General features: G+C 35.0%; 21 protein-coding genes. 12 read left to right on the top strand and 9 right to left on the bottom strand.

Annotated features, from left to right (window positions below; all coding sequences use genetic code 11):
• Positions 1-10 precede the first annotated feature (10 nt).
• The 7 genes from A9G41_RS02460 (at position 11) to A9G41_RS02490 (ending at position 6,612) form a co-directional block, all read left to right on the top strand.
• The gene (locus tag A9G41_RS02460; RefSeq protein ID WP_065581894.1) at positions 11-844 is read left to right on the top strand and encodes an FtsQ-type POTRA domain-containing protein; all 834 of its coding nucleotides are present in this window, start codon (positions 11-13) and stop codon (positions 842-844) included.
• A 21-nt stretch (positions 845-865) separates the two neighbouring features.
• Positions 866-2,119 carry a cell division protein FtsA gene (gene ftsA / locus A9G41_RS02465; RefSeq protein ID WP_065566547.1) on the top strand — a complete coding sequence of 418 codons (1,254 nt, stop codon included), beginning with the start codon at positions 866-868 and terminating at the stop codon, positions 2,117-2,119.
• An 81-nt stretch (positions 2,120-2,200) separates the two neighbouring features.
• A complete protein-coding gene (ftsZ, locus tag A9G41_RS02470; protein ID WP_065581893.1) occupies positions 2,201-3,343 on the top strand; it encodes a cell division protein FtsZ in 1,143 nt (380 codons plus the stop codon).
• A 63-nt stretch (positions 3,344-3,406) separates the two neighbouring features.
• The gene (gene lpxC, locus A9G41_RS02475; RefSeq protein WP_065581892.1) at positions 3,407-4,321 is read left to right on the top strand and encodes a UDP-3-O-acyl-N-acetylglucosamine deacetylase; all 915 of its coding nucleotides are present in this window, start codon (positions 3,407-3,409) and stop codon (positions 4,319-4,321) included.
• Positions 4,322-4,400: 79 nt separating this feature from the next.
• Complete coding sequence (gene yfbR / locus A9G41_RS02480; protein WP_075539292.1) at positions 4,401-4,988, top strand: 5'-deoxynucleotidase; 588 nt, start codon at positions 4,401-4,403, stop codon at positions 4,986-4,988.
• A 676-nt stretch (positions 4,989-5,664) separates the two neighbouring features.
• Complete coding sequence (locus A9G41_RS02485; RefSeq protein ID WP_218837659.1) at positions 5,665-5,967, top strand: hypothetical protein; 303 nt, start codon at positions 5,665-5,667, stop codon at positions 5,965-5,967.
• 231 nt (positions 5,968-6,198) lie between these two features.
• Positions 6,199-6,612 carry a hypothetical protein gene (locus A9G41_RS02490; RefSeq protein ID WP_065581889.1) on the top strand — a complete coding sequence of 138 codons (414 nt, stop codon included), beginning with the start codon at positions 6,199-6,201 and terminating at the stop codon, positions 6,610-6,612.
• 147 nt (positions 6,613-6,759) lie between these two features.
• Here the strand turns inward: A9G41_RS02490 and A9G41_RS02495 are convergent, their stop codons facing one another.
• On the bottom strand, positions 6,760-7,347 hold the full coding sequence (locus A9G41_RS02495) for a hypothetical protein (protein WP_075539294.1): 588 nt from the start codon (positions 7,345-7,347) through the stop codon (positions 6,760-6,762).
• 851 nt (positions 7,348-8,198) lie between these two features.
• Positions 8,199-8,903 (bottom strand): lipopolysaccharide core heptose(II) kinase RfaY, encoded by a 705-nt coding sequence (locus tag A9G41_RS02500; RefSeq protein ID WP_176700435.1) that lies wholly within the window; start codon positions 8,901-8,903, stop codon positions 8,199-8,201.
• 185 nt (positions 8,904-9,088) lie between these two features.
• Here A9G41_RS02500 and A9G41_RS02505 point away from each other — a divergent pair, with 185 nt between their 5' ends.
• Positions 9,089-9,385 (top strand): GIY-YIG nuclease family protein, encoded by a 297-nt coding sequence (locus A9G41_RS02505; protein WP_075538234.1) that lies wholly within the window; start codon positions 9,089-9,091, stop codon positions 9,383-9,385.
• Between the two features lie 65 nt (positions 9,386-9,450).
• On the opposite strand, the gene A9G41_RS02510 is transcribed toward A9G41_RS02505, so the two are convergent.
• The 3 genes from A9G41_RS02510 to A9G41_RS02520 all read right to left on the bottom strand — a co-directional run bounded on the left by A9G41_RS02510 (position 9,451) and on the right by A9G41_RS02520 (position 12,340).
• Entirely contained in the window at positions 9,451-10,437 is a 987-nt protein-coding gene (locus A9G41_RS02510) for a serine/threonine protein kinase (protein WP_075539303.1), read from the bottom strand.
• Positions 10,438-10,450: 13 nt separating this feature from the next.
• Positions 10,451-11,053: a ribosome biogenesis GTP-binding protein YihA/YsxC gene (yihA, locus tag A9G41_RS02515; RefSeq protein ID WP_141671989.1), complete on the bottom strand. Its 603-nt coding sequence runs from the start codon at positions 11,051-11,053 to the stop codon at positions 10,451-10,453.
• Between the two features lie 75 nt (positions 11,054-11,128).
• Entirely contained in the window at positions 11,129-12,340 is a 1,212-nt protein-coding gene (locus A9G41_RS02520; protein WP_075539295.1) for an aspartate aminotransferase family protein, read from the bottom strand.
• Between the two features lie 213 nt (positions 12,341-12,553).
• Between A9G41_RS02520 and A9G41_RS02525 the strand changes: the two genes are divergently transcribed.
• From A9G41_RS02525 to A9G41_RS02545, 4 genes are all read left to right on the top strand, one after another.
• Positions 12,554-12,823, top strand: a complete 270-nt coding sequence (locus A9G41_RS02525) for an oxidative damage protection protein (protein ID WP_065566538.1) — start codon at positions 12,554-12,556, stop codon at positions 12,821-12,823.
• 8 nt (positions 12,824-12,831) lie between these two features.
• On the top strand, positions 12,832-13,896 hold the full coding sequence (gene mltC / locus A9G41_RS02530; protein WP_065581883.1) for a membrane-bound lytic murein transglycosylase MltC: 1,065 nt from the start codon (positions 12,832-12,834) through the stop codon (positions 13,894-13,896).
• Positions 13,897-14,616: 720 nt separating this feature from the next.
• Complete coding sequence (envC, locus tag A9G41_RS02540) at positions 14,617-15,825, top strand: murein hydrolase activator EnvC (protein WP_065588354.1); 1,209 nt, start codon at positions 14,617-14,619, stop codon at positions 15,823-15,825.
• Positions 15,813-16,676 carry a divergent polysaccharide deacetylase family protein gene (locus A9G41_RS02545; RefSeq protein WP_075539297.1) on the top strand — a complete coding sequence of 288 codons (864 nt, stop codon included), beginning with the start codon at positions 15,813-15,815 and terminating at the stop codon, positions 16,674-16,676. Before envC ends, A9G41_RS02545 begins: the two co-directional genes overlap by 13 nt.
• Here the strand turns inward: A9G41_RS02545 and rapZ are convergent, their stop codons facing one another.
• The 4 genes from rapZ to dsbB all read right to left on the bottom strand — a co-directional run bounded on the left by rapZ (position 16,677) and on the right by dsbB (position 19,566).
• Positions 16,677-17,528 carry an RNase adapter RapZ gene (gene rapZ, locus A9G41_RS02550; RefSeq protein ID WP_065581880.1) on the bottom strand — a complete coding sequence of 284 codons (852 nt, stop codon included), beginning with the start codon at positions 17,526-17,528 and terminating at the stop codon, positions 16,677-16,679. It abuts the gene before it with no gap.
• Positions 17,529-17,616: 88 nt separating this feature from the next.
• Positions 17,617-18,213, bottom strand: a complete 597-nt coding sequence (locus A9G41_RS02555; RefSeq protein WP_065581879.1) for an XTP/dITP diphosphatase — start codon at positions 18,211-18,213, stop codon at positions 17,617-17,619.
• 83 nt (positions 18,214-18,296) lie between these two features.
• Complete coding sequence (rluA, locus tag A9G41_RS02560; protein WP_065581878.1) at positions 18,297-18,953, bottom strand: bifunctional tRNA pseudouridine(32) synthase/23S rRNA pseudouridine(746) synthase RluA; 657 nt, start codon at positions 18,951-18,953, stop codon at positions 18,297-18,299.
• Positions 18,954-19,032: 79 nt separating this feature from the next.
• Positions 19,033-19,566 carry a disulfide bond formation protein DsbB gene (gene dsbB / locus A9G41_RS02565; RefSeq protein ID WP_065579768.1) on the bottom strand — a complete coding sequence of 178 codons (534 nt, stop codon included), beginning with the start codon at positions 19,564-19,566 and terminating at the stop codon, positions 19,033-19,035.
• Between the last annotated feature and the right edge of the window lie 95 nt (positions 19,567-19,661).

Genomic DNA, 19,661 nt, shown 5'->3' on the forward strand with positions numbered 1-19,661 from the left:
GCCTTATTTTATGAAACAAGTTCGGCAAGCAGCGCATAGAAGAGAAGAAAAAAATAAAAGGCGGTTGCTTATCTTTCGTAATACAGAACAATTTTTAGGTTTTTTGTTCTTTATTATGATTATTTTTATTAGCATTTGGGTGATTCAAAGCTTTAAGAATTGGATGGATGATCCCGAGCAAATGGTATTATCACAATTAACGTTAAGTGGGGAACACACCTATACAACTGAGGACGATCTTCGAAATGCGATTTTAGGATTAGGGTTGCCTAATACCTATATAGGACAAGATGTTAATGATATTCAACAAGAAATCATGCGATTTCCATGGGTTAAACAAACCAGCGTGCGAAAACAATGGCCTGATAGGCTAATTATTTATGTAGAAGAATATAAACCTGTGCTTTATTGGAATGATCTATTTTTACTTGATAAAAATGGCAATGTATTTAGTGTACCTCTTGACCGTATTGCCGAATTACAGTTACCTAGGCTATACGGTCCTGAGGGTAAAGCAAAAGCGGCGTTAGAAATTTATTCGAAATTAGAAGATATTTCTAAAAAATTGGCTAATAATGAGTTAGCATTACATATTAAAGTCGCTATAACTGATGAACGTAATGCATGGCAATTAATGATAAAACAATGTATATCTGGTTTTTGCCTTGAAAATCAAGAAATAAAATTATTGTTAGGTAGCGAAAAGATTGAACAGCGATATCAACAATTTATTAAATTATTTCCAGAAATTCAATCAAGAGTGCCTGAAAATGAAAGAATAACGGTAGCTGATTTACGTTACGAAAATGGTATTTCAGTACAAAGAGAAAAAATAATGCTGTAAGGAATAAATTAAGGCTGAAGTATGAAAGCAACAGAAAAAAAATTGGTCGTTGGATTAGAGGTTGGCACATCCAAAGTGCTTGCTCTTGTTGGTGAAGTTCTTCCTGATGGTATTGTCAATATCATTGGCGTGGGGCACTGCCCATCAAAAGGTGTTGATAAAGGTGGTGTAAACGATCTTGAGTCTGTAGTGAAATCAATCCAGCGAGCGGTTGATCAAGCTGAACTAATGGCAGATTGCCAAATATCCTCAGTATATTTAAGCCTTTCTGGTAAACATATCCGGTGCCAAAATGAAATAGGAATGGTGCCAATAGCCGACGAAGAAGTCACAGCAGAGGACGTAGATAATGTTGTTCATACAGCAAAATCAGTCAGAATTTTAGATGAACACCGTATTTTACACGTCATTGCACAAGAATATTCTATTGATTTACAAGAAGGTATTAAAAATCCCGTTGGTTTATCTGGAGTAAGGATGAAAGCCAAAGTTCACTTAATTACTTGTCATAATGATATGGCTAGAAATATTGTGAAAGCAGTTGAACGTTGCGGATTAAAAGTAGATCAGCTTATTTTTTCTGGATTAGCTTCCAGCTATGCAGTTTTAACTGATGATGAAAAAGAATTAGGTGTTTGCGTAATAGACATCGGTGGCGGTACAATGGATGTGACAGTCTATACTGACGGTGCATTACGTCATTCTGTTGTAATCCCTTATGCCGGCAATGTTGTTACCAGCGATATTGCATATGCGTTTGGTGCACCACCTATGGATGCAGAAAACATTAAGATTCGTTATGGGTGTGCTGTAGGTTCGTTAGTGGGTAAAGATGAGGTTATTGATGTGCCAAGTGTAGGAGGAAGGCCGTCTCGTTCATTGCAACGACAGACGCTTACCGATGTAATTGAACCACGCTATTCAGAACTTCTTGCATTGGTACAAAAAGAGTTACTTGTATTACAAGAAGAACTTAAGAAACAAAATATTAAATATCAATTAGCAGCAGGTATTGTTTTAACTGGTGGCGCATCTCAAATAAAAGGAATGGTAGAATGCGCTGAAAAAGTATTTAAAAACCAAGTACGTATTGGTCAGCCATTAAACATATCAGGATTAACCGATTATGTTCAAAAACCTTATTGTTCAACAACTATAGGGTTATTACATTATGGAAAACAAGATTTATTAAATGATGATGCTAAAGATAGCAATAAATCATCATTAAAAGGGATAGCTAAACGATTGACCGGATGGTTTAAAAAAGAATTTTAGCTAGTATATTTCAAGAACTTCGTGGACATTGTAGACGATTATCTGTACAATGTCCGCAGATCGTAAATTTGGAGATAAGTTATGTTTGAGCCTATGGTTGCAGATGCTGAGCCAGCAGCAGTCATTAAAGTTATTGGTGTCGGTGGTGGCGGTGGTAATGCTGTCGAGCACATGATTGCAGAGCATATTGAAGGTGTTGAGTTTTTTGCGGCAAATACAGATGCGCAAGCATTAAAAAGAATTAAGGTAGGTCAAACTATCCAGATTGGGACTAATGTTACTAAAGGGCTTGGTGCTGGCGCTAACCCAGAAGTTGGTAGAAATTCTGCTGAGGAAGATCGCGAGGTCATCCGCAGTGCAATTGAAGGTGCTGACATGGTTTTTATCGCAGCAGGAATGGGCGGAGGCACAGGAACAGGGGCTGCTCCAGTCGTTGCAGAGATAGCAAAAGAATTAGGTATTTTAACGGTTGCAGTTGTTACTAAACCTTTTAGCTTTGAAGGTAAAAAACGTATGGCTTTTGCTGAACAGGGTATTTCTGAATTAGCAAAACATGTCGATTCACTGATCACCATTCCAAATGACAAATTATTAAAAGTATTAGGTCGTGGAGTTAAATTGCTTGATGCTTTTGCGGCAGCTAATGGCGTTTTAAAAGGTGCAGTACAAGGTATTGCTGAACTTATCACTAAACCGGGTCTTATCAATGTTGACTTTGCTGATGTAAGAACAGTGATGTCTGAAATGGGATATGCCATGATGGGCTCTGGTAGAGCAAGTGGCGATAACCGAGCCGAAGAGGCTGCAGAAATGGCAATTTCTAGTCCATTACTTGAAGATATTGATTTATCGGGTGCTCGTGGTGTATTAGTAAATGTAACTGCAGGGTTAGATATTGGTTTAGAAGAGTTTGAAACAGTAGGTAGCACAGTTAAAGCGTTCGCTTCTGACAATGCAACAGTCGTTGTTGGTACAACGTTTGATCCAGATATGTCTGATGAGATTCGAGTAACAGTAGTTGCAACGGGTATTGGTATGGATAAACGACCAGAAGCTAAAATAGTTAAACCACCCGTGTCACACAACGATTTGTTTGGCCACAGCAATACATTAGGACAACAAGAAGAGAAATTAGCTAAGGTTGCTAATGAACCAACAGCTTCTCCACTTGATAATCGTGAGATTTTAGATATTCCTGCTTTTATCCGTAAGCAAGCGAATTAAAATGAACTTATTTGATTTTTTATTGTCAAAATCGATAGGAACACATAACAAAGTAGGTGCAAAGTGAAACAAAGAACATTAAAAAAGACTATTCAAGCAACTGGTGTTGGTTTACATACTGGTAAGAAAGTTACTTTGACATTACGTCCTGCGCCTGAAAATACAGGTATCATTTATCGTCGTACTGATTTGAATCCATATGTTGATTTTCCAGTGGATGCAAAATCAGTGCGAGATACCATGCTTTGTACCTGTTTAGTAAACGAAGATAATGTTCGCATTTCAACAGTTGAGCATATCAATGCTGCTTTAGCTGGGCTGGGTATTGATAATCTCATTATTGAAGTTAATGCTCCCGAAATTCCAATTATGGACGGTAGTGCAAGCCCTTTTGTTTATTTATTGCTTGATGCAGGTATTGCTGAACAAAATGCCTTGAAAAAGTTTTTGTGTGTAAAGGAAACTATTCGAGTTGAAAATGGTGATAAATGGGCCGAAATAAGACCTTATAATGGGTTTAGATTAGATTTTACCATTGATTTTCATCATCCTGCTATTGATAACAGTTCACAACGTTATCAGCTGGATTTTTCATCTGAGTCTTTTATTCGCCAAATCAGCCGAGCTAGAACTTTTGGGTTTATGCGTGATATTGAAGCATTACAATCTAAAGGTTTATGTTTAGGTGGTAGCTTAGACTGTGCAATTGTGGTAGATGATTACAAAGTACTCAATGACGATGGTTTACGTTTTGATGATGAATTTGTTCGTCACAAAATGCTTGATACTATTGGCGATTTATATATGAGTGGTCATAATATGATTGGTGAAGTAGTTTGTTATAAATCAGGTCATGCATTGAATAATCAATTATTACAAGCATTATTGGCGAAACAAGACGCTTGGGAATATGTAACGTTTACAGAAGAGCAAACGGTGCCACTTGTGCTAGGCACTCAACAGCTTGTTTTAGCGTAAAAACATAAATAGTTATATTTTATGAACGCTCCTATTTTTAATAGGAGCGTTTTTATTTTATATTTAAAGAGATACTAATATGAAAAATAGCCATTTTTTTGCTCATTTATCACGCCTAAAACTAATTAACCGTTGGCCTTTAATGCGTAATGTAAGAACTGAAAACGTATCAGAGCATAGTTTACAAGTTGCTTTTGTGGCACATGCTTTAGCAATAATTAAAAACAAAAAATTTAATGGTCATGTGAATCCTGAGCGAATTGCATTATTAGCCATGTATCATGATATTTCAGAAGTCATAACTGGTGATTTACCAACACCTACAAAGTATTATAATCCGCAAATCACAGTTGAATATAAAAAGATTGAAAAAATAGCACAACAAAAACTTATTAATATGCTCCCTGAAGAGTTACAAGATGATTTTAGAACATTAATCGATGATGATTTTTATGATGAAGCAGAAAAAAGCATCGTAAAACAAGCCGATACTTTATGTGCTTACCTTAAAACGATTGAAGAACTCGCTGCGGGTAATAATGAATTTAAATTGGCTGAACAACGTTTAAAAAAGACTTTATCTGAACGCAGTAGCCCTGAAATGAATTACTTTTTAGATGTTTTTATTCCAAGCTTTAGCTTGTCATTAGATGAAATAACTATGTAACAATGAGTTATCTAGCTAATTGTTGCCTATTTTGTCTTTATCATATTTTATTTTATGAAGTGTAAATATCTTGGTGTTTACCTATATTTTAGAAGTGATAGCTTGGTGTCGACATATAGCATTTTGCCTAGACTGGTTTTGTTATACCATTTAGCTTGTCATCTTAATTTATCTTCAGAGAGTTTTTCAACTAGGCATTTAAATAGAGCAAAACTTCAGTTATCACGGACAAAATTTAAACCAAGAGACTGGTTTATATTTCAATAATTTCTGATATTATAAAGCGTTAGCCACCCTGAACCGATTGGGCTGCTGGATGGGTCGACTCTGTATCCGTATGCGCCTAATGGGTTGGCTTGGAGCGATCCGACGATGGCAGTTTTGTCGATACAGTTAAACATGCAATTACAACAATAGGCAGAAAATACCAAGTTGCAGAAATATTCAGATTTACAAGTACACTAAAAATTAATGGAGTTACTTTTAGGAAAAACGATTATTTCTATCTACACAATCTGAACAGAGATCATTACCAAGCATTTTCATCTTGAAATAAATCTAAAGGCGTATTTAATTCAGATGATACATTTAATGAAAAGAAATCCGCGATAACGAAAAGAGAGACGGAGGTTTTGAAATGAACTTATACATGAAAAATTAGTTAAAAAATAAAATTTTGCAGAATAGAGATGATTTAATAAAAGATACTTTTTGCTATTCATTATTTGAAGAAGTTTTTTTTCATGCCAATCTAATTGAGATTATAATAAAAAATGTAGAAGAATATACATCACTAGTTAAAAATGATATTGATATAAAAAACCTTTTAATTTGGATTTGTCAATGTGTCGACCAATGTTTTATTTCTCATCATGATAAAGATGATTATTACACTATAAAAAATTATTCCTCTGAAATTGAAAGTAAATGGATTAATGGCTGGAAAGCAAGAATACAATTATTAGTTGAAAAGTTATAAAGTAAAAAATGAAATATTACCGGGTTACCTCTTAATTTTGCCATTCACATTGCTACTACCGCACCGACCTGAACGGCTGTTTGGGAGAGCTTACTGGTGCGAACGGCGAAATACTCTGGGAATGAAACTATCAGGTTTGAGGTAAGCATATTTAGGAAATTGAACACGAATCAATAGAGTAAAACTTCAGATATCAGGGACAATATTTAGACAGGAAAACTTTTATTAATTATGAATAAGAGCAAATACAATAATCCTTACCATCCATTTCCCTACGAAATGAGAGGGCAATTCTTTGAAAGATTCGAAGAAAATAAAACTCGTTTTATTGAGATTTATTCTATTGACTATAAGAAACCTGAGGAAGAAGATGAAGAATGGGAATTTTCCTTGTATTCACTTTATATAGATCAACTTATAAGACCAATAATAGATGAAGAAGAAGTATTTTTTTTATATAAGCTCCGTACATATTATGCAGATCCCGCATTAACGGATAATGATAGTGCATTCAATCAATCAATAACTTCATTTGAACAATATGTTTTTTCCAATTTCGATGAGTTATTAGAATATGCTGAGCAACGATGGAAAATAGGATTAAGTGATTTTGTTCCAATTAATGAAACACATATACCTTATTGAACAATGAAAATATTGAATGACATAATAAAATTAAATTAAGGCGGCAATTACAATTACAGTAGTTTCTCAAATTATTGTCAAACAACACGATTAGTTGTTACATATCAAAATAAATAACAGAATTAAAAAATTTATTGAACTAACTCGCTATTGACGTAATAAGCATTCTTGAATTTTATCAACCTCTTTATTGAGCACTTCAATCACGAGGTTAGGATGAGCGCTTTCAAGCGTTTTAACATTCTCAAATCCATCATTTACTACTGAACCGGTATATTGTTGCGCTTGCTTAATGTTGCTGAACAGATAATGGATGTTATTTTGATTGCGAGTAGTTGTTAAGGTATAGCTGACAAAATATTTAGTGCGATGTAGATAGTCAGTTACAGCTTCGGCGACAACATGATTACCTTCAACTAACTTGATTGTGTCGCCACCACTAACCGTGATTGATTGTTGATTAGGTATATTATAATAAGACCACCAAGGTGAACCAAAATAATTTTCACTGGTTAATACAACGGGGCTGTTATCCAGCTCTTGAGCGATGCATAATGATAATGATGAGTGAAAGACTGTAATAGGTCGTGACGTGTTATATTTATTTAAAATATCCACACCTGACGAATTTTGAGCTATTTCAACACCACTAGTCTGATAAATGGACATCATTTTTTGAGATGCGCAACTAGTTAGCATAGCTAAAACGGCAACATAACCAATTAACTTTTTCATACCCCATCCTTTTAGAATAAGCTAATTAATTCTAGCTGTTTATTGATCGATTTGCTAGTGCTGGAAAATAGTGAATACAAATTTAATTAATATGCAGACACTATTTGCCTTGTCTACAGTAATTTTAAAAACTACAGTAATGAATAAACATAAAACAAAACTAACGCCTTATTCCAGATAAGAAATAGGTGCTCATATCATAAAGATAAAATAACCGTCTGAAGTTGAAAAATCCATTGAAGATAAATTAAGATGGCAGGCTAGATGTTCACGTTTTAGGTTATATTTTTGTAAAAAATATTCAGGATTCTATACCGTTTCGTGGTTATTTGAGAATTGGTAGTATCTATTGATTAAAACATGTGATAACTATCGTGCCAATCAAAAATTCACAAAATCTACCCAACAACAAAGGAATGAGAAAGTCGAAAAAGATAGGCACTTTAATGAAGATGTGATATTTCTTTTTTAGGTTATATTTTTGTAAAAAATATTCAGGATTCTATACCGTTTCGTGGTTATTTGAGAATTTGCAGTATCTATTGATTAAAACATTTGATAACCATCTTATCAATCAAAAATCCATAAAATCTACCCACCAACAAATAGTTAGCGATTCAAAAGATAGAAAATGATTTATTTACTTTTAGGGTTAAACCGCATAAAGCGATTGCAGGTAAAAATGCCTTATACGTTTTTAGCGGGTTATTTGAATCATGAAGTATAATAATCGGGTGTTTTCCTACAATGATTGCTATAGATTAATCGAAAGATTATGTATTAATAACTAACGTTTGATATCCGCATTAATTATCATTGTGAGTAATCCATTCCTCACAATGATTAGATGATTAATCTTCTTTACCACGGATTTTACGGGATAATCGTTTAAAACCATGAGTAAACTTTTTAATCGTCATAGCCCAAAAAGGCACCTTAATTATGATATTAAACCGTTCTTTTAATTCAATCGCATCATTGGCCTTAGTTAACCAAATAAATCCTGAATTAGTTAAATCAATGGCTTTGATTTTTCCTTCAGGCGTTAAAATAAAATTTCCACCATGCACATCATTAGAAACTAGATTATAACTGTGCAGCTTTTCTATGCACTCTTTTACTTGATCGCCATACTCTTTCATTTCTTCCCATTTTAAAGAGCGACCTTCAATGAAGTTAAAAATCATATAATGGCGGTTGGTTTTTTGGTCAAAAGCAACCAAATAAAGTTCATAAGCAATATCACATTTATCAAGCGATATTTTGGCGAGTTTACGAATTAAATTGAAATAAAAATCACCTGTAATTTTGGCTATCAAACGACGCTCTAAACGATGCTCAACGCCACCGTCAATTTTAAAAATAAATTTGTCTTGCTTATGATTGATTAGATAAGTATATCGTTCAATTTTATCGCTTGGATCCAGTAACTCATGATGCCCTTCTTCTGCCAAAAATTGGTCAAAAAGCTCTAAATAATTGATTTCGTCATTTTGCACGTAAGCGAATTTTAAATTGCCGCGTTGAACCTCAATAATTTTTGCAAAGTTATTCAAATTTATTATCCCAAAATACATCAAAAAATTTAGCTTATCTTAAACATTATCCGCGTTAAAGTAAATGGAACAGTAATGGGGATTCAGCAACATAGATTAATAACAACGATTTAGAATAATACATATTTGTTACTTAATAAAAAATGATATTATGGTGAAATTGTTTATTTATATTGCTGACATCTATGGCTAATAACGCTTCTCAATGGTTTTTATACATTATTAGAACAGCAAAACAATCACTTTATACTGGCATTACGACAGATATTACAAAGCGTTTTGAGCAACATAAAAATGGCAAAGGTTCTAAATATTTAAAAGCGCATCAAGATCTTAGCATTGTTTATCAAATTAGCGTGGGTGATAAATCCACAGCGCTAAAAATTGAGTATCGAATAAAACAGCTTTCTAAGCATAAAAAAGAGTGGTTGATTTTAAAGCAACCTAATTTTGAGCAGTTATTACAATCCCTTTCACTATAACGTAATAGAGTGTAATAAATTAAGTTTTCATAATATCAACCAAGCTTTTTATTTAATTTTTAGCCTTATATCATTGGCGCTAATTGTAGTGGTGGTGATTTGATAGCAGTAATTTGCTGTTTAAATTCAGTTAATTGCTGGTGCCAAAAATCATCATCAGTGAACCATGGAAAGGCGATTGGAAAAGCAGGATCTTGCCAACGCGCTATAACCCATGCTAAATGGTGAATCATTCTCATTGCTCTCAAAGGCTCAATAAGTTTTAACTGATGGTTATCAAAAGGATAAAACTCTTGATACATCTCAATTAGCATATCTAATTGCAGACGTTGCTGTTTATGATCGCCATGTAGTAACATCCATAGATCTTGGATTGCAGGTCCATTGCGTGAATCATCAAAATCAACAAACATCGCATTATCACGCCATAAAATATTGCCAGCATGGCAATCAGCATGTAAACGAATAGGTTGCCAATCATTGTGCCAATATTGTTCAACAGCTTTAATTAATTGCGCTAAGATTATTTTAAGATCGGATTGAACTTTATTGGGAATAAAACGACAAGATAACAAAACCTCTTGTGGATGATAAAGATATTCCTCTAACCCGATAGTTGGGCGGTATGAAAAAGATTGTTTTGCACCTATTTGATGAATACGCCCGAGCAACATAGCCACAGACTCCATCTGTTCAATATTATCTATTTCATATTGCCGTCCGCCCATGCTTGGAAATAGGGAAAACAGGTAACCGTGGTATTCATGTAGCGTCGTATTATTAAATGTTAATGGCGTAATAACAGGAATTTCCGCATCGAATAACTGCTGGGTAAACTGATGTTCTTCAAGAATCTGAGCTCGATTCCAGCGATGAGGACGATAAAATTTAACAACATAACGGGTGTGATCTTCATCATGAAATTGGTAGACTCGGTTTTCATAACTATTTAAGGCGGTAAGTCCTGAATCAAGACGAATCCCGATGGACCCCAAACTATCAACAATCAAATCAGGCGATAACGAGTTATATGAAAAAGGGGTATTATCCATTAAACTGTTACCTTTACTGTTGGCTAAACCATTCATCTAATTTTTGTTTTAAAGGCTCTAATCCCATGCGCTTAGGCGAGGAAAATGGCGCAACGATAATATCCCCTTGAAAAGGCAAAATGGCTTCTTTAACCATGTTAACTTGTTTTTTTTGTGCTCCAGAAGCAAGTTTATCGGCCTTAGTAAGTAATAACATGACAGAAATATTAACTGAAACCGCCCATTGAATCATCTGTTGGTCTAAATCTTTTAACGGATGCCTTATATCCATTAGAACAACTAACCCTTTCAGGCTTTCACGTTTTTGTAGATATTCCCCTAAAGATTTTTGCCATTTACGTTTTATGGCTTCGGGAACTTGTGCATAACCATAACCTGGCAAATCAACTAAACGGCAATTTTCTTCAACCTCAAAAAGATTAATTAACTGAGTTCTTCCCGGTGTTTTACTTGTTCTGGCTAGCGTTTTTTGATTGGTTAATGTGTTAAGTGCACTGGATTTACCCGCATTAGATCTGCCAGCAAATGCCACCTCAACACCACTATCACTTGGTAAATGAGAAATATCAGGCGCGCTTAAAATAAAATGAGTTTTTGCGTAATTTAATGGTCGAATTGTTGTCATAAAAAAATACCTTTAAGCGCATAACGGCACTTAATTGATTAAAATGCCGTTACTGTATAGAAAAACTCAAGCATTGACAACTTTTTCGACTGCTTTTGTCAAACGTGCCATCCCTTCTTTTATCTCATCTTCGGATATAATCAGCGATGGGGTAAAACGTAACACATTTGAGCCTGCATTTAAAATCATCACTTTAAACTCGGCCGCAACATTTAACAAATCACGGGCTTTATTATGAAATTCAGGTTGTAATTCAGCACCTAATAATAAGCCTTTGCCTCGATATTCTCGGAACAATTTGAATTTATCATTGATTTGCTCAAGTTCTTTAATAAATAAAGCTCGTCGAATTTGCACGCCTTCAAGCACTTCAGGAGAATTGATAATATCAAATGCTTCACAGGCCACAGCGCAGGCCAAAGGGTTACCGCCATAAGTTGTACCATGTACGCCAGGATGCATAACAGAAGCAATTTCATTCGTTGTTAACATAGCACTAATTGGAAACCCACCACCTAATGCCTTAGCAGAGGTTAAAATATCAGGTTTTACATCATATTGCTGGTAAGTATATAAACGCCCTGTTCTCCCCATACCACATTGGACTTCATCAAATACAAGTAGCACTTGATATTCATCACACAGCTTGCGTACCCCTTGTAAAAATTCAGGTGTTGCTGAGGCTAAACCTCCTTCACCTTGTACGGGCTCTAAAACAACAGCACAAGTATGGTCATCCATTACAGCCTTAACAGCATCCAAATCATTAAAAGGCACATGAATAATATCAGCAGGTTTTGGACCAAAGCCATCAGAATATTTAGCTTGCCCGCCAACCGACACAGTAAAAAATGTACGTCCATGAAATGATTGATAAAAGGCAATAATCTTAGTTTTATAAGGATTGTATTTTTGTATTGCGTAATAACGCGCTAATTTAAACGCTGCTTCATTAGCTTCTGCGCCTGAATTTGCAAAAAAAACACGATCAGCAAATGTATTATCAATCAGTTTTTGCGCCAACTTTAACGAGGGCTCATTAGTAAAAACATTACTCACATGCCATAGTTTTTCACTTTGCGCTTGTAGCGCTTTGACTAGTCTTGGATGACAATGCCCCAGCGCATTTACAGCTATCCCCCCCGCAAAATCAATATATTCTTCACCATGCTGATCCCAAACGCGACTACCGAAACCTTTTACAGGGATAAAATTTGCTGGTGCATAAACAGGTAAAATAACTTTATCGAATAGTTCACGGGTCATTTTTGGCTGCATGATTGAATCCTCATTTATTGTTATTAAAGTAGTTTATGTCATTTTAAGTGAATTAATCGCGGTGTAAAGTAAATAATTATTCATTTATTTTATATTAATATTCATTTAATGACGATTTTAATTTAAAACTTCTACAATTATTTTCTTCTTATCTACAATTATTTTCAGGTATAATCAGCCATCGTTTGCTAATTGTACTTAAAAGAGATAAAAATGAGTCGTGTTATTTATTGCCATTATTTAAAAAAGGAAGCAGAAGGTTTAGATTTTCAACTATACCCAGGAGAGCTTGGCAAACGTATTTTTAATGAAATATCCAAACAAGCATGGCAAGAATGGCTTAAAAAACAAACTATGCTAATTAACGAACATAAACTCAATATGATGAATTCTGAACACCGCAAAAAAATTGAAGCAGAAATGGTCAAGTTTCTATTTGAAGGCGGAGAGATTCTGATTGATGGATATAAACCCCAAAATTGAGATGCAAAATGAAAAAAAACAAAAAAATCATTGCGTTATTTATTATCACAAGCCTTTTAACTGGTTGTCCGAGCAAAAAATCGAATAATAACGATTATTACGCTAAAGATACTAATGCTTTCAATATTTTAATTAGCCAGTATGCCAATAACATTGAACAAATCTGGGGGCCAAAAGAAGTCCTTATTGCGGGTCCTAAAGACTATGTTCAATATGAAGATAATCTGCAAACACGTGTTCATATTAACTTTGTTTCGGGGGTGATCACAATCGAAACGCTGTCTGATTCACCAATAAGTAATTTGAAAGAAGCGATAGTTTCAACATTACTGATGTCAGAGCCCGTCGATATTATTCGTCGTGATAAAATTAGCCGAGATTTATCCCAAGATCCATTTTTATACAATCAGGTATTAGATCAAGAGCACCAACCTATCCGTTGGAGTGGTAGAGCCAACAGCTTTGCTGATTATGTATTAGCGAATAATTTGAAACAGCGCAAATCAGGCTCACATCAAATTACTTATGTTGAAATTAAACTGGTTCCTAACCATATCAATCAACGAGCACGAAAATTTTTACCACTTGTCTCTGAAGCGTCTAATCGCCATTTGATTGATGAACGTTTGATTCTAGCAATTATGGAAGTTGAATCAGCATTTAACCCATATGCTGTTAGCCGCACTGATGCACTAGGACTCATGCAAGTACAACAACATACCGCTGGTCGTGATATTTTTAAATTACGTGGCAAATCAGGAGAGCCAAGTCGAAAATTCTTACTTGATCCTCGTAATAACGTTGACATGGGAACGGCCTATTTATCCTTGCTAAAAACCAAATATCTAGCAGGAATTAATAACCCAACATCATTGCGATATGCCATGATTACATCCTATAACGGTGGGGCTGGTAGTGTATTGTCTACTTTTGATAAAGATCGCAACAAAGCTATCCGTATTATAAACTCAATGACACCACAACAAGTTTATCAAAAATTAGTCACCTCTCATGTTTCTCAAGAATCACGTAATTATCTGATCAAGGTCAGCAGGATTTTAGAAAACAAATAAACACAATAGCATTCCCTCTTTACACGTAAGCAATTTATACGTAAACAATAAAGAGGGGGGCTTAATGCTAAAAATACCAAACGCCCCCAAAACAAGGTATTTTATATCTTAAAAACACTTCAGAAAATGAATTGATTTTATTGAAGTTTTTATTTTTATAAAAATCAATATTTTTACCCCAAAGGCTAACGCTGCGCCTTATTCGGCGTTAGAATGTGCTATCGACTGAACAAGATGCAGTTTTTTCAGAAACGATTCAGTGCCGTTGTCTTAAAACTCAGCAACAGAGCCGGATAGCCATAAGCTATATTCTACAACCATACGCAACCGTTAAATTTCGCCCTCTCCTGCTCGAACGTTATCATCAACCGTTAATTTTATTTGCAAACGGCAGCCCCCCCAAACAAAACTATTGCAAAAAAACTATTCCAAAACAGCAAAAAATAGCTAAAAAAATAGTTAAAAAATAGCGTAAAATCAGTTAATCACCATAAAAAACAAAATAAAAACTTTAATAAAATCAATGCGTTTTCTGAACTGTTTTTAAGCAGGCATGCTTATTTTTAAAATAACTAAGGTTGCAATACGGTTAATTACCGATAAACACTTCATATAAAAAGATAATAATTTGATAGGTTGTTTTCGTTTTGCATCTTTGTCTATTTATCGGTATAGTGACACCATTTTTATTGCTTGGTTATAACTCATAAAGACAATTTCATGTCTATTTATCAAAAATTTGTTATTATTGTTATTGTTGGAATGTTACAGATTCATTATTTGTATGCGGACGATAATAAGCAACTGCAATCTTTACGCCACTCTATCGAGGAGCAAGAAAAGCGTTTAGCCCAGCAAAAAAAAGAACGGTCAAAGCTTGTTAATGCACTGAAAGAGCAAGAAACCGAAATAGCTAAACTATTAACTTCTGTTGAAAAAAATGATTTATCACTGAGAAAGCTCAATCAAGAGATTAATAGTTTAGTTAAGCAAATTGAGCAATTAACGATAAAACAAAAACAGCAACGGAGCGTATTAGCCAAACAACTTGAGAGTGCTTTTAAACTAGGTAATATGACAGGGTTAGAACTGATTTTTTCTGGCGAGAAAAGTGAGCGTAATAATCGTATAATGACTTACTATGCTTATATTAATGAAGCAAGGCAACAGCAAATCCAAGCTCTTGAAGATACGCAAGCTAAATTGACTGAAAAGCGTGCGCAATTAGAAAAAAAACAATCTTCGCATAAAACATTACAAAGCAAGCAGAAAGAGCAACAAGCAGAACTTGAAAAAAATCGCGAAAATCGGCAAAGCACGATAACCGATCTTGATTCAGCGATGCAAGTTAATCAACAAAAATTAATGGATTTGCGTAATAATGAAGCTAAGTTACAAGCTAAAATTGCCCAAGCAAAGCAAGAAAGCAAGCGCATAGCAGAAGAAGAAATAAAACAAGCAAAAAATATTGAAGAAAAACAAAAAAATAAAAGTTACATCCCGAATCCTGACGAGCAAGCTTTAATGGCGCGTGTTAGTGGTATAGGAAAACCTCAACACCAATTTAATTGGCCAGTTAGTGGTAGTGTTGCGCATAGGTTTGGTGAGCGGCTACAAGGGGAATTGTATTGGAAAGGAATGGTGATTAATGCTAAAGATGGTACTCAAGTTAAAGCCATTGCTGATGGTCGGGTTATTTTAGCCAGTTGGCTACAAGGTTATGGTTTTGTTGTGGCACTTGAGCATGGTAAAGGTGATATGAGTTTATATGGTTATAATCAACGCATGTTAGTTGAGGTGGGCGATAGGATCCTCCATGGACAAGCTATAGCGCTGGTAGGATCCAGTGGCGGTCAACGCACTCCAGCGTTATATTTTGAAATTCGCCGTGATGGTAAGGCGCTTGATCCAAGTGGATGGTTAAAATAGTGCGTTGTTTTATAACAGTTTTCATTATAATTGTATTTGCACTAAATACACATTGTGTTTGGGCGGCTAAGCTTGCGCTTGTTATTGATGATTTTGGTTATCGTCAGCATAATGAAGAACAAGTTATTAGGCTTTCACCTAATATCACTGTAGCTGTGTTACCTAACTCACCAAATGCTGCGCGTATGGCTAATATTGCTCACCAACATGGTAATGATGTAATAATTCATTTACCTATGGCACCACTTAGCAAACAGCGACTAGAAAAAGACACTTTATTTCCATCAATGGACGAAGCGCAAATAAGTCGGATTGTAAATAATGCAATTGAGCGTGTGCCACATGCTATTGGTTTTAATAACCATATGGGCAGTTTGATGACAGCAGATCTTAACGGAATGACTAATGTGATGAAGGCATTAAGCCCGCATTCAATGTTTTTTTTAGATAGCAAAACAATTGGCCGAACACAAATAAAAAAGGCTGCCAGTTATTATGATGTTCCAGTGCTAGCGCGTGATGTATTTTTAGATGATGAGCAAACTGAGCGAGCAATTAGCCGGCAATTTGATTTAGCCGTCAAATTAGCGCGTAAAAAAGGCGTTGCTATTGTTATTGGACATCCACATCCACAAACGATTAATGTATTAAAAGCAAAACTTGCTAAGTTACCTGCGGATATTGAATTAGTTAAAGTTGGTAAATTAGTTATATCATCGCCTAATGCAACGCATTATTCCGCCAAATACAAAAGAATACTGAAGAATATTGCGGATAAATGCCAGGATATTGTTGATAAATGCAAAGAACGATTTGAAGAATTATCAAACCTTGCTACTGAGAATGAATAATCACGGTTTCTTTTCTAACGTTCGATGGCGAATTTGTACTTGTTTATTTTGTGCCTTAAAAAATTCAGCTAATTGTTCAACAATAAAGACCGAACGGTGTTGCCCTCCTGTACAGCCAATAGCAATGGTTAGATAACTGCGGTTATTTTTTTCTAACAGCGGTAGCCATTGATTTAAGTAATTAGCAGTTTGATAGATGAAATTTGAGACTTCTTCAGACCTTAATAAATAGTCTTTAACAGGTTTGTCTAATCCTGTTAGTGGACGCAAACTAACTTCCCAATGGGGGTTAGGTAAAAACCTGACATCAAACACAAAATCCGCATCAACAGGTAAACCATGTTTGAAGCCAAATGATTCAAAAATGATCGTTAATTCTCGTTCTTTTTTACCTAAAATACGCGATCTTAATATATCAGATAGTTCATGAACCGAAAGATTATCGGTATTAATAACTAGGCTTGCATGCGATTTTAACGGCTCTAGATATTTTTCTTCTAAATCGATGGCTTCTTCAAGAGAATATTGTTGATTAGTTAATGGGTGCGTACGTCGAGTTTCGCTATAGCGTCGAATTAAGGTATTTGGGCTACAATCAAAAAAAATAATTTCGGGTGTAACTGATGCGGGTAAGCGTTGAAAGATATCACTATTAAAATCAAATTGTTCAGGTAAATTTCGGATATCAATGCTAATAGCAACAGGGGTATTATTGTCTTTTAGTGAATTGGCTAATTGAGGTAATAAAACAACGGGGATATTATCAACACAATAAAATCCCATATCTTCTAGCGCTCGCAAGGCAACGGATTTGCCAGAACCAGAGCGACCACTTACTATCAGTAAAATCACAATATTAACTCCGATACCATTGATGCATTAAGTATATACTGTTTACTTATTAATATGCAATTTCGAGTATACATAATATAGTGAATAATTAATATTCAGTTTTAATTTTACTAATCAATTGTTTTAGTGCTTGACCTCGGTGCGATATTTGGCTTTTCTGTTCTTTGGTTAGTTGCGCCGCTGTACAACCCAATTCAGGCATATAAAAAAGCGGGTCGTAACCAAATCCACCGTCGCCTAGTGCTTCAGTTAAGATTAAACCATGCCATTTTCCTAAGCAGATAATTGGTGTTGGATCATTTTCGTGGCGCATAAACACCAGTGCACAATAAAAGTAGGCTGTACGTTTTTCTTTGGGAACATTGTTTAATGCATCTAATAATTTTTGATTATTGCTTTGATCATTACCGTGTTCACCAGCATAACGCGCAGAATAAATTCCTGGTTGACCGCCAAGAGCATCTACCGATAAGCCAGAGTCATCAGCAATGGACGGCAGTCCTGTTAATTTAGCGGTATGCCGTGCTTTTAAAATAGCGTTTTCAATAAATGTTAAACCTGTTTCGTTAGCATCAGGTACATTAAATTGGCTTTGTGCAACAATATCAAAACCGGCATCAGTGAGTAACCGTTGCAATTCATTGACCTTGCCTTGATTATTGGTTGCTAACACAATTTTTTGCATTTTGACTTCCTTTATATTATTTGTTTATTCATTATTGACTTGAGCTGGTTGTAGCCCACGCTGGCTAATTTTATGTTGAATTTTTAAAAATCAGGTTCGCAACTAAATGTCATACTTTCACCTGTTTTTGGGTGATTAATCGTCAACAATTGAGCGTGTAATAGCAGCCTTTTTGACATTGCAAAAGCATCAGGATGAGCATAGAATTTATCACCTAAAATGGGATGGCCGATGGCTTGCATATGAACACGTAATTGGTGCGACCTGCCTGTAAATGGGAATAATTTTATGCGAGTTGTGTTGTCTGGATTTCTGGATATCACTTGATATTCAGTTAGCGCAGGTTTGCCATTTTCTAAATCAACCATTTGCCTTGGGCGATTAGGCCAATCACAAATTAATGGTAACTCAACACGGCCAATATCTTGCTCAAGATGCCCATGTACGACCGCGATATAAATTTTTTTAGGGATACGTTCTCGAAACTGTTTTTTTATTTCGCGATCAGCTAATTTTGACAGTGCAGCAACCATGATACCGCTGGTTGCCATATCAAGCCGATGAACGGATTCGACATAGCTATATTTTTGTTGCAAACGATGAATAATGCTATCAATAAATTGTGGTTTATTGCCTGAAACTGACAAAATACCGGGTTGTTTATTGACAACCACGATATGGTCATCTTGATATAAAATGGACAGCCAAGGTTCGATAGGCGGGTGATATTCTAAAAGCATTTATATGTGACAATTCGTAAAATAAAATTGCCACACATTCTAACAAACTCAACAAAAAGTGCCAGTTTTATAAATAAAGTTACTTATTCCAAATTGAACCTTTTGGCGATGGAAATATCTGTGAAATTAATACAGCTAAACCAAAAATCAGGTAACAAGCAAAAATAATAATCATCCATTGTGACATTTCAATAGTTAAAAATGTCCAAATTTTATCGGCACAAGAGCCATAAGCTTTAAACATGCTAGGAAGCAACGAGTCTAAGGGGAACCACGAAGGGAATTGAGCGTTAATCGAACAAGTATCACTTAAATTAGGTTCAAATTGTAAATGGGCATGAAATGTTGCTAGCAAAAAGCCTTTATAGGCGCTAACCATCCAAATTAAAATACCGATTAATCGAACAATAATGTTACGAGGAGCAATGAGCCCAACAATGCTAGCTAGCATAATGCCCAAAATAGCACAACGTTGGTAAATACAGAGTGTACAAGGTGCAAGCCCTAAGCTATGTTGAAAATAAAGTGCGGTTATTTCAAAAGCAAGCGTGGAAAAGAACAATAAGAACCAAGCAAATCTACCTTTTGAGTATTGATTAAGCAGTGATAACATACTATTTTATTCCTCCATATTCCGTTATAATCTTTCTTCTTTAATTATACTGAATATAATCTATCTTATTTTTTAATTACGATAGTGTAGTTTAT

Origin of the sequence: Gilliamella sp. Nev5-1 (assembly GCF_001690895.1) — a bacterium.
Lineage (GTDB): Bacteria > Pseudomonadota > Gammaproteobacteria > Enterobacterales > Orbaceae > Gilliamella > Gilliamella apicola_C.

Bases quoted from the DNA above. Each gene is read 5' to 3' on its own strand.
- A9G41_RS02460 (WP_065581894.1), top strand. From the start codon at position 11: ATGAAACAAGTTCGGCAAGCAGCGCATAGAAGAGAAGAAAAAAATAAA.
- ftsA (WP_065566547.1), top strand. From the start codon at position 866: ATGAAAGCAACAGAAAAAAAATTGGTCGTTGGATTAGAGGTTGGCACA.
- ftsZ (WP_065581893.1), top strand. From the start codon at position 2,201: ATGTTTGAGCCTATGGTTGCAGATGCTGAGCCAGCAGCAGTCATTAAA.
- yfbR (WP_075539292.1), top strand. From the start codon at position 4,401: ATGAAAAATAGCCATTTTTTTGCTCATTTATCACGCCTAAAACTAATT.
- A9G41_RS02490 (WP_065581889.1), top strand. From the start codon at position 6,199: ATGAATAAGAGCAAATACAATAATCCTTACCATCCATTTCCCTACGAA.
- A9G41_RS02495 (WP_075539294.1), bottom strand. From the start codon at position 7,347: ATGAAAAAGTTAATTGGTTATGTTGCCGTTTTAGCTATGCTAACTAGT.
- A9G41_RS02505 (WP_075538234.1), top strand. From the start codon at position 9,089: ATGGCTAATAACGCTTCTCAATGGTTTTTATACATTATTAGAACAGCA.
- A9G41_RS02510 (WP_075539303.1), bottom strand. From the start codon at position 10,437: ATGGATAATACCCCTTTTTCATATAACTCGTTATCGCCTGATTTGATT.
- A9G41_RS02520 (WP_075539295.1), bottom strand. From the start codon at position 12,340: ATGCAGCCAAAAATGACCCGTGAACTATTCGATAAAGTTATTTTACCT.
- A9G41_RS02525 (WP_065566538.1), top strand. From the start codon at position 12,554: ATGAGTCGTGTTATTTATTGCCATTATTTAAAAAAGGAAGCAGAAGGT.
- mltC (WP_065581883.1), top strand. From the start codon at position 12,832: ATGAAAAAAAACAAAAAAATCATTGCGTTATTTATTATCACAAGCCTT.
- envC (WP_065588354.1), top strand. From the start codon at position 14,617: ATGTCTATTTATCAAAAATTTGTTATTATTGTTATTGTTGGAATGTTA.
- A9G41_RS02545 (WP_075539297.1), top strand. From the start codon at position 15,813: ATGGTTAAAATAGTGCGTTGTTTTATAACAGTTTTCATTATAATTGTA.
- A9G41_RS02555 (WP_065581879.1), bottom strand. From the start codon at position 18,213: ATGCAAAAAATTGTGTTAGCAACCAATAATCAAGGCAAGGTCAATGAA.
- rluA (WP_065581878.1), bottom strand. From the start codon at position 18,953: ATGCTTTTAGAATATCACCCGCCTATCGAACCTTGGCTGTCCATTTTA.
- dsbB (WP_065579768.1), bottom strand. From the start codon at position 19,566: ATGTTATCACTGCTTAATCAATACTCAAAAGGTAGATTTGCTTGGTTC.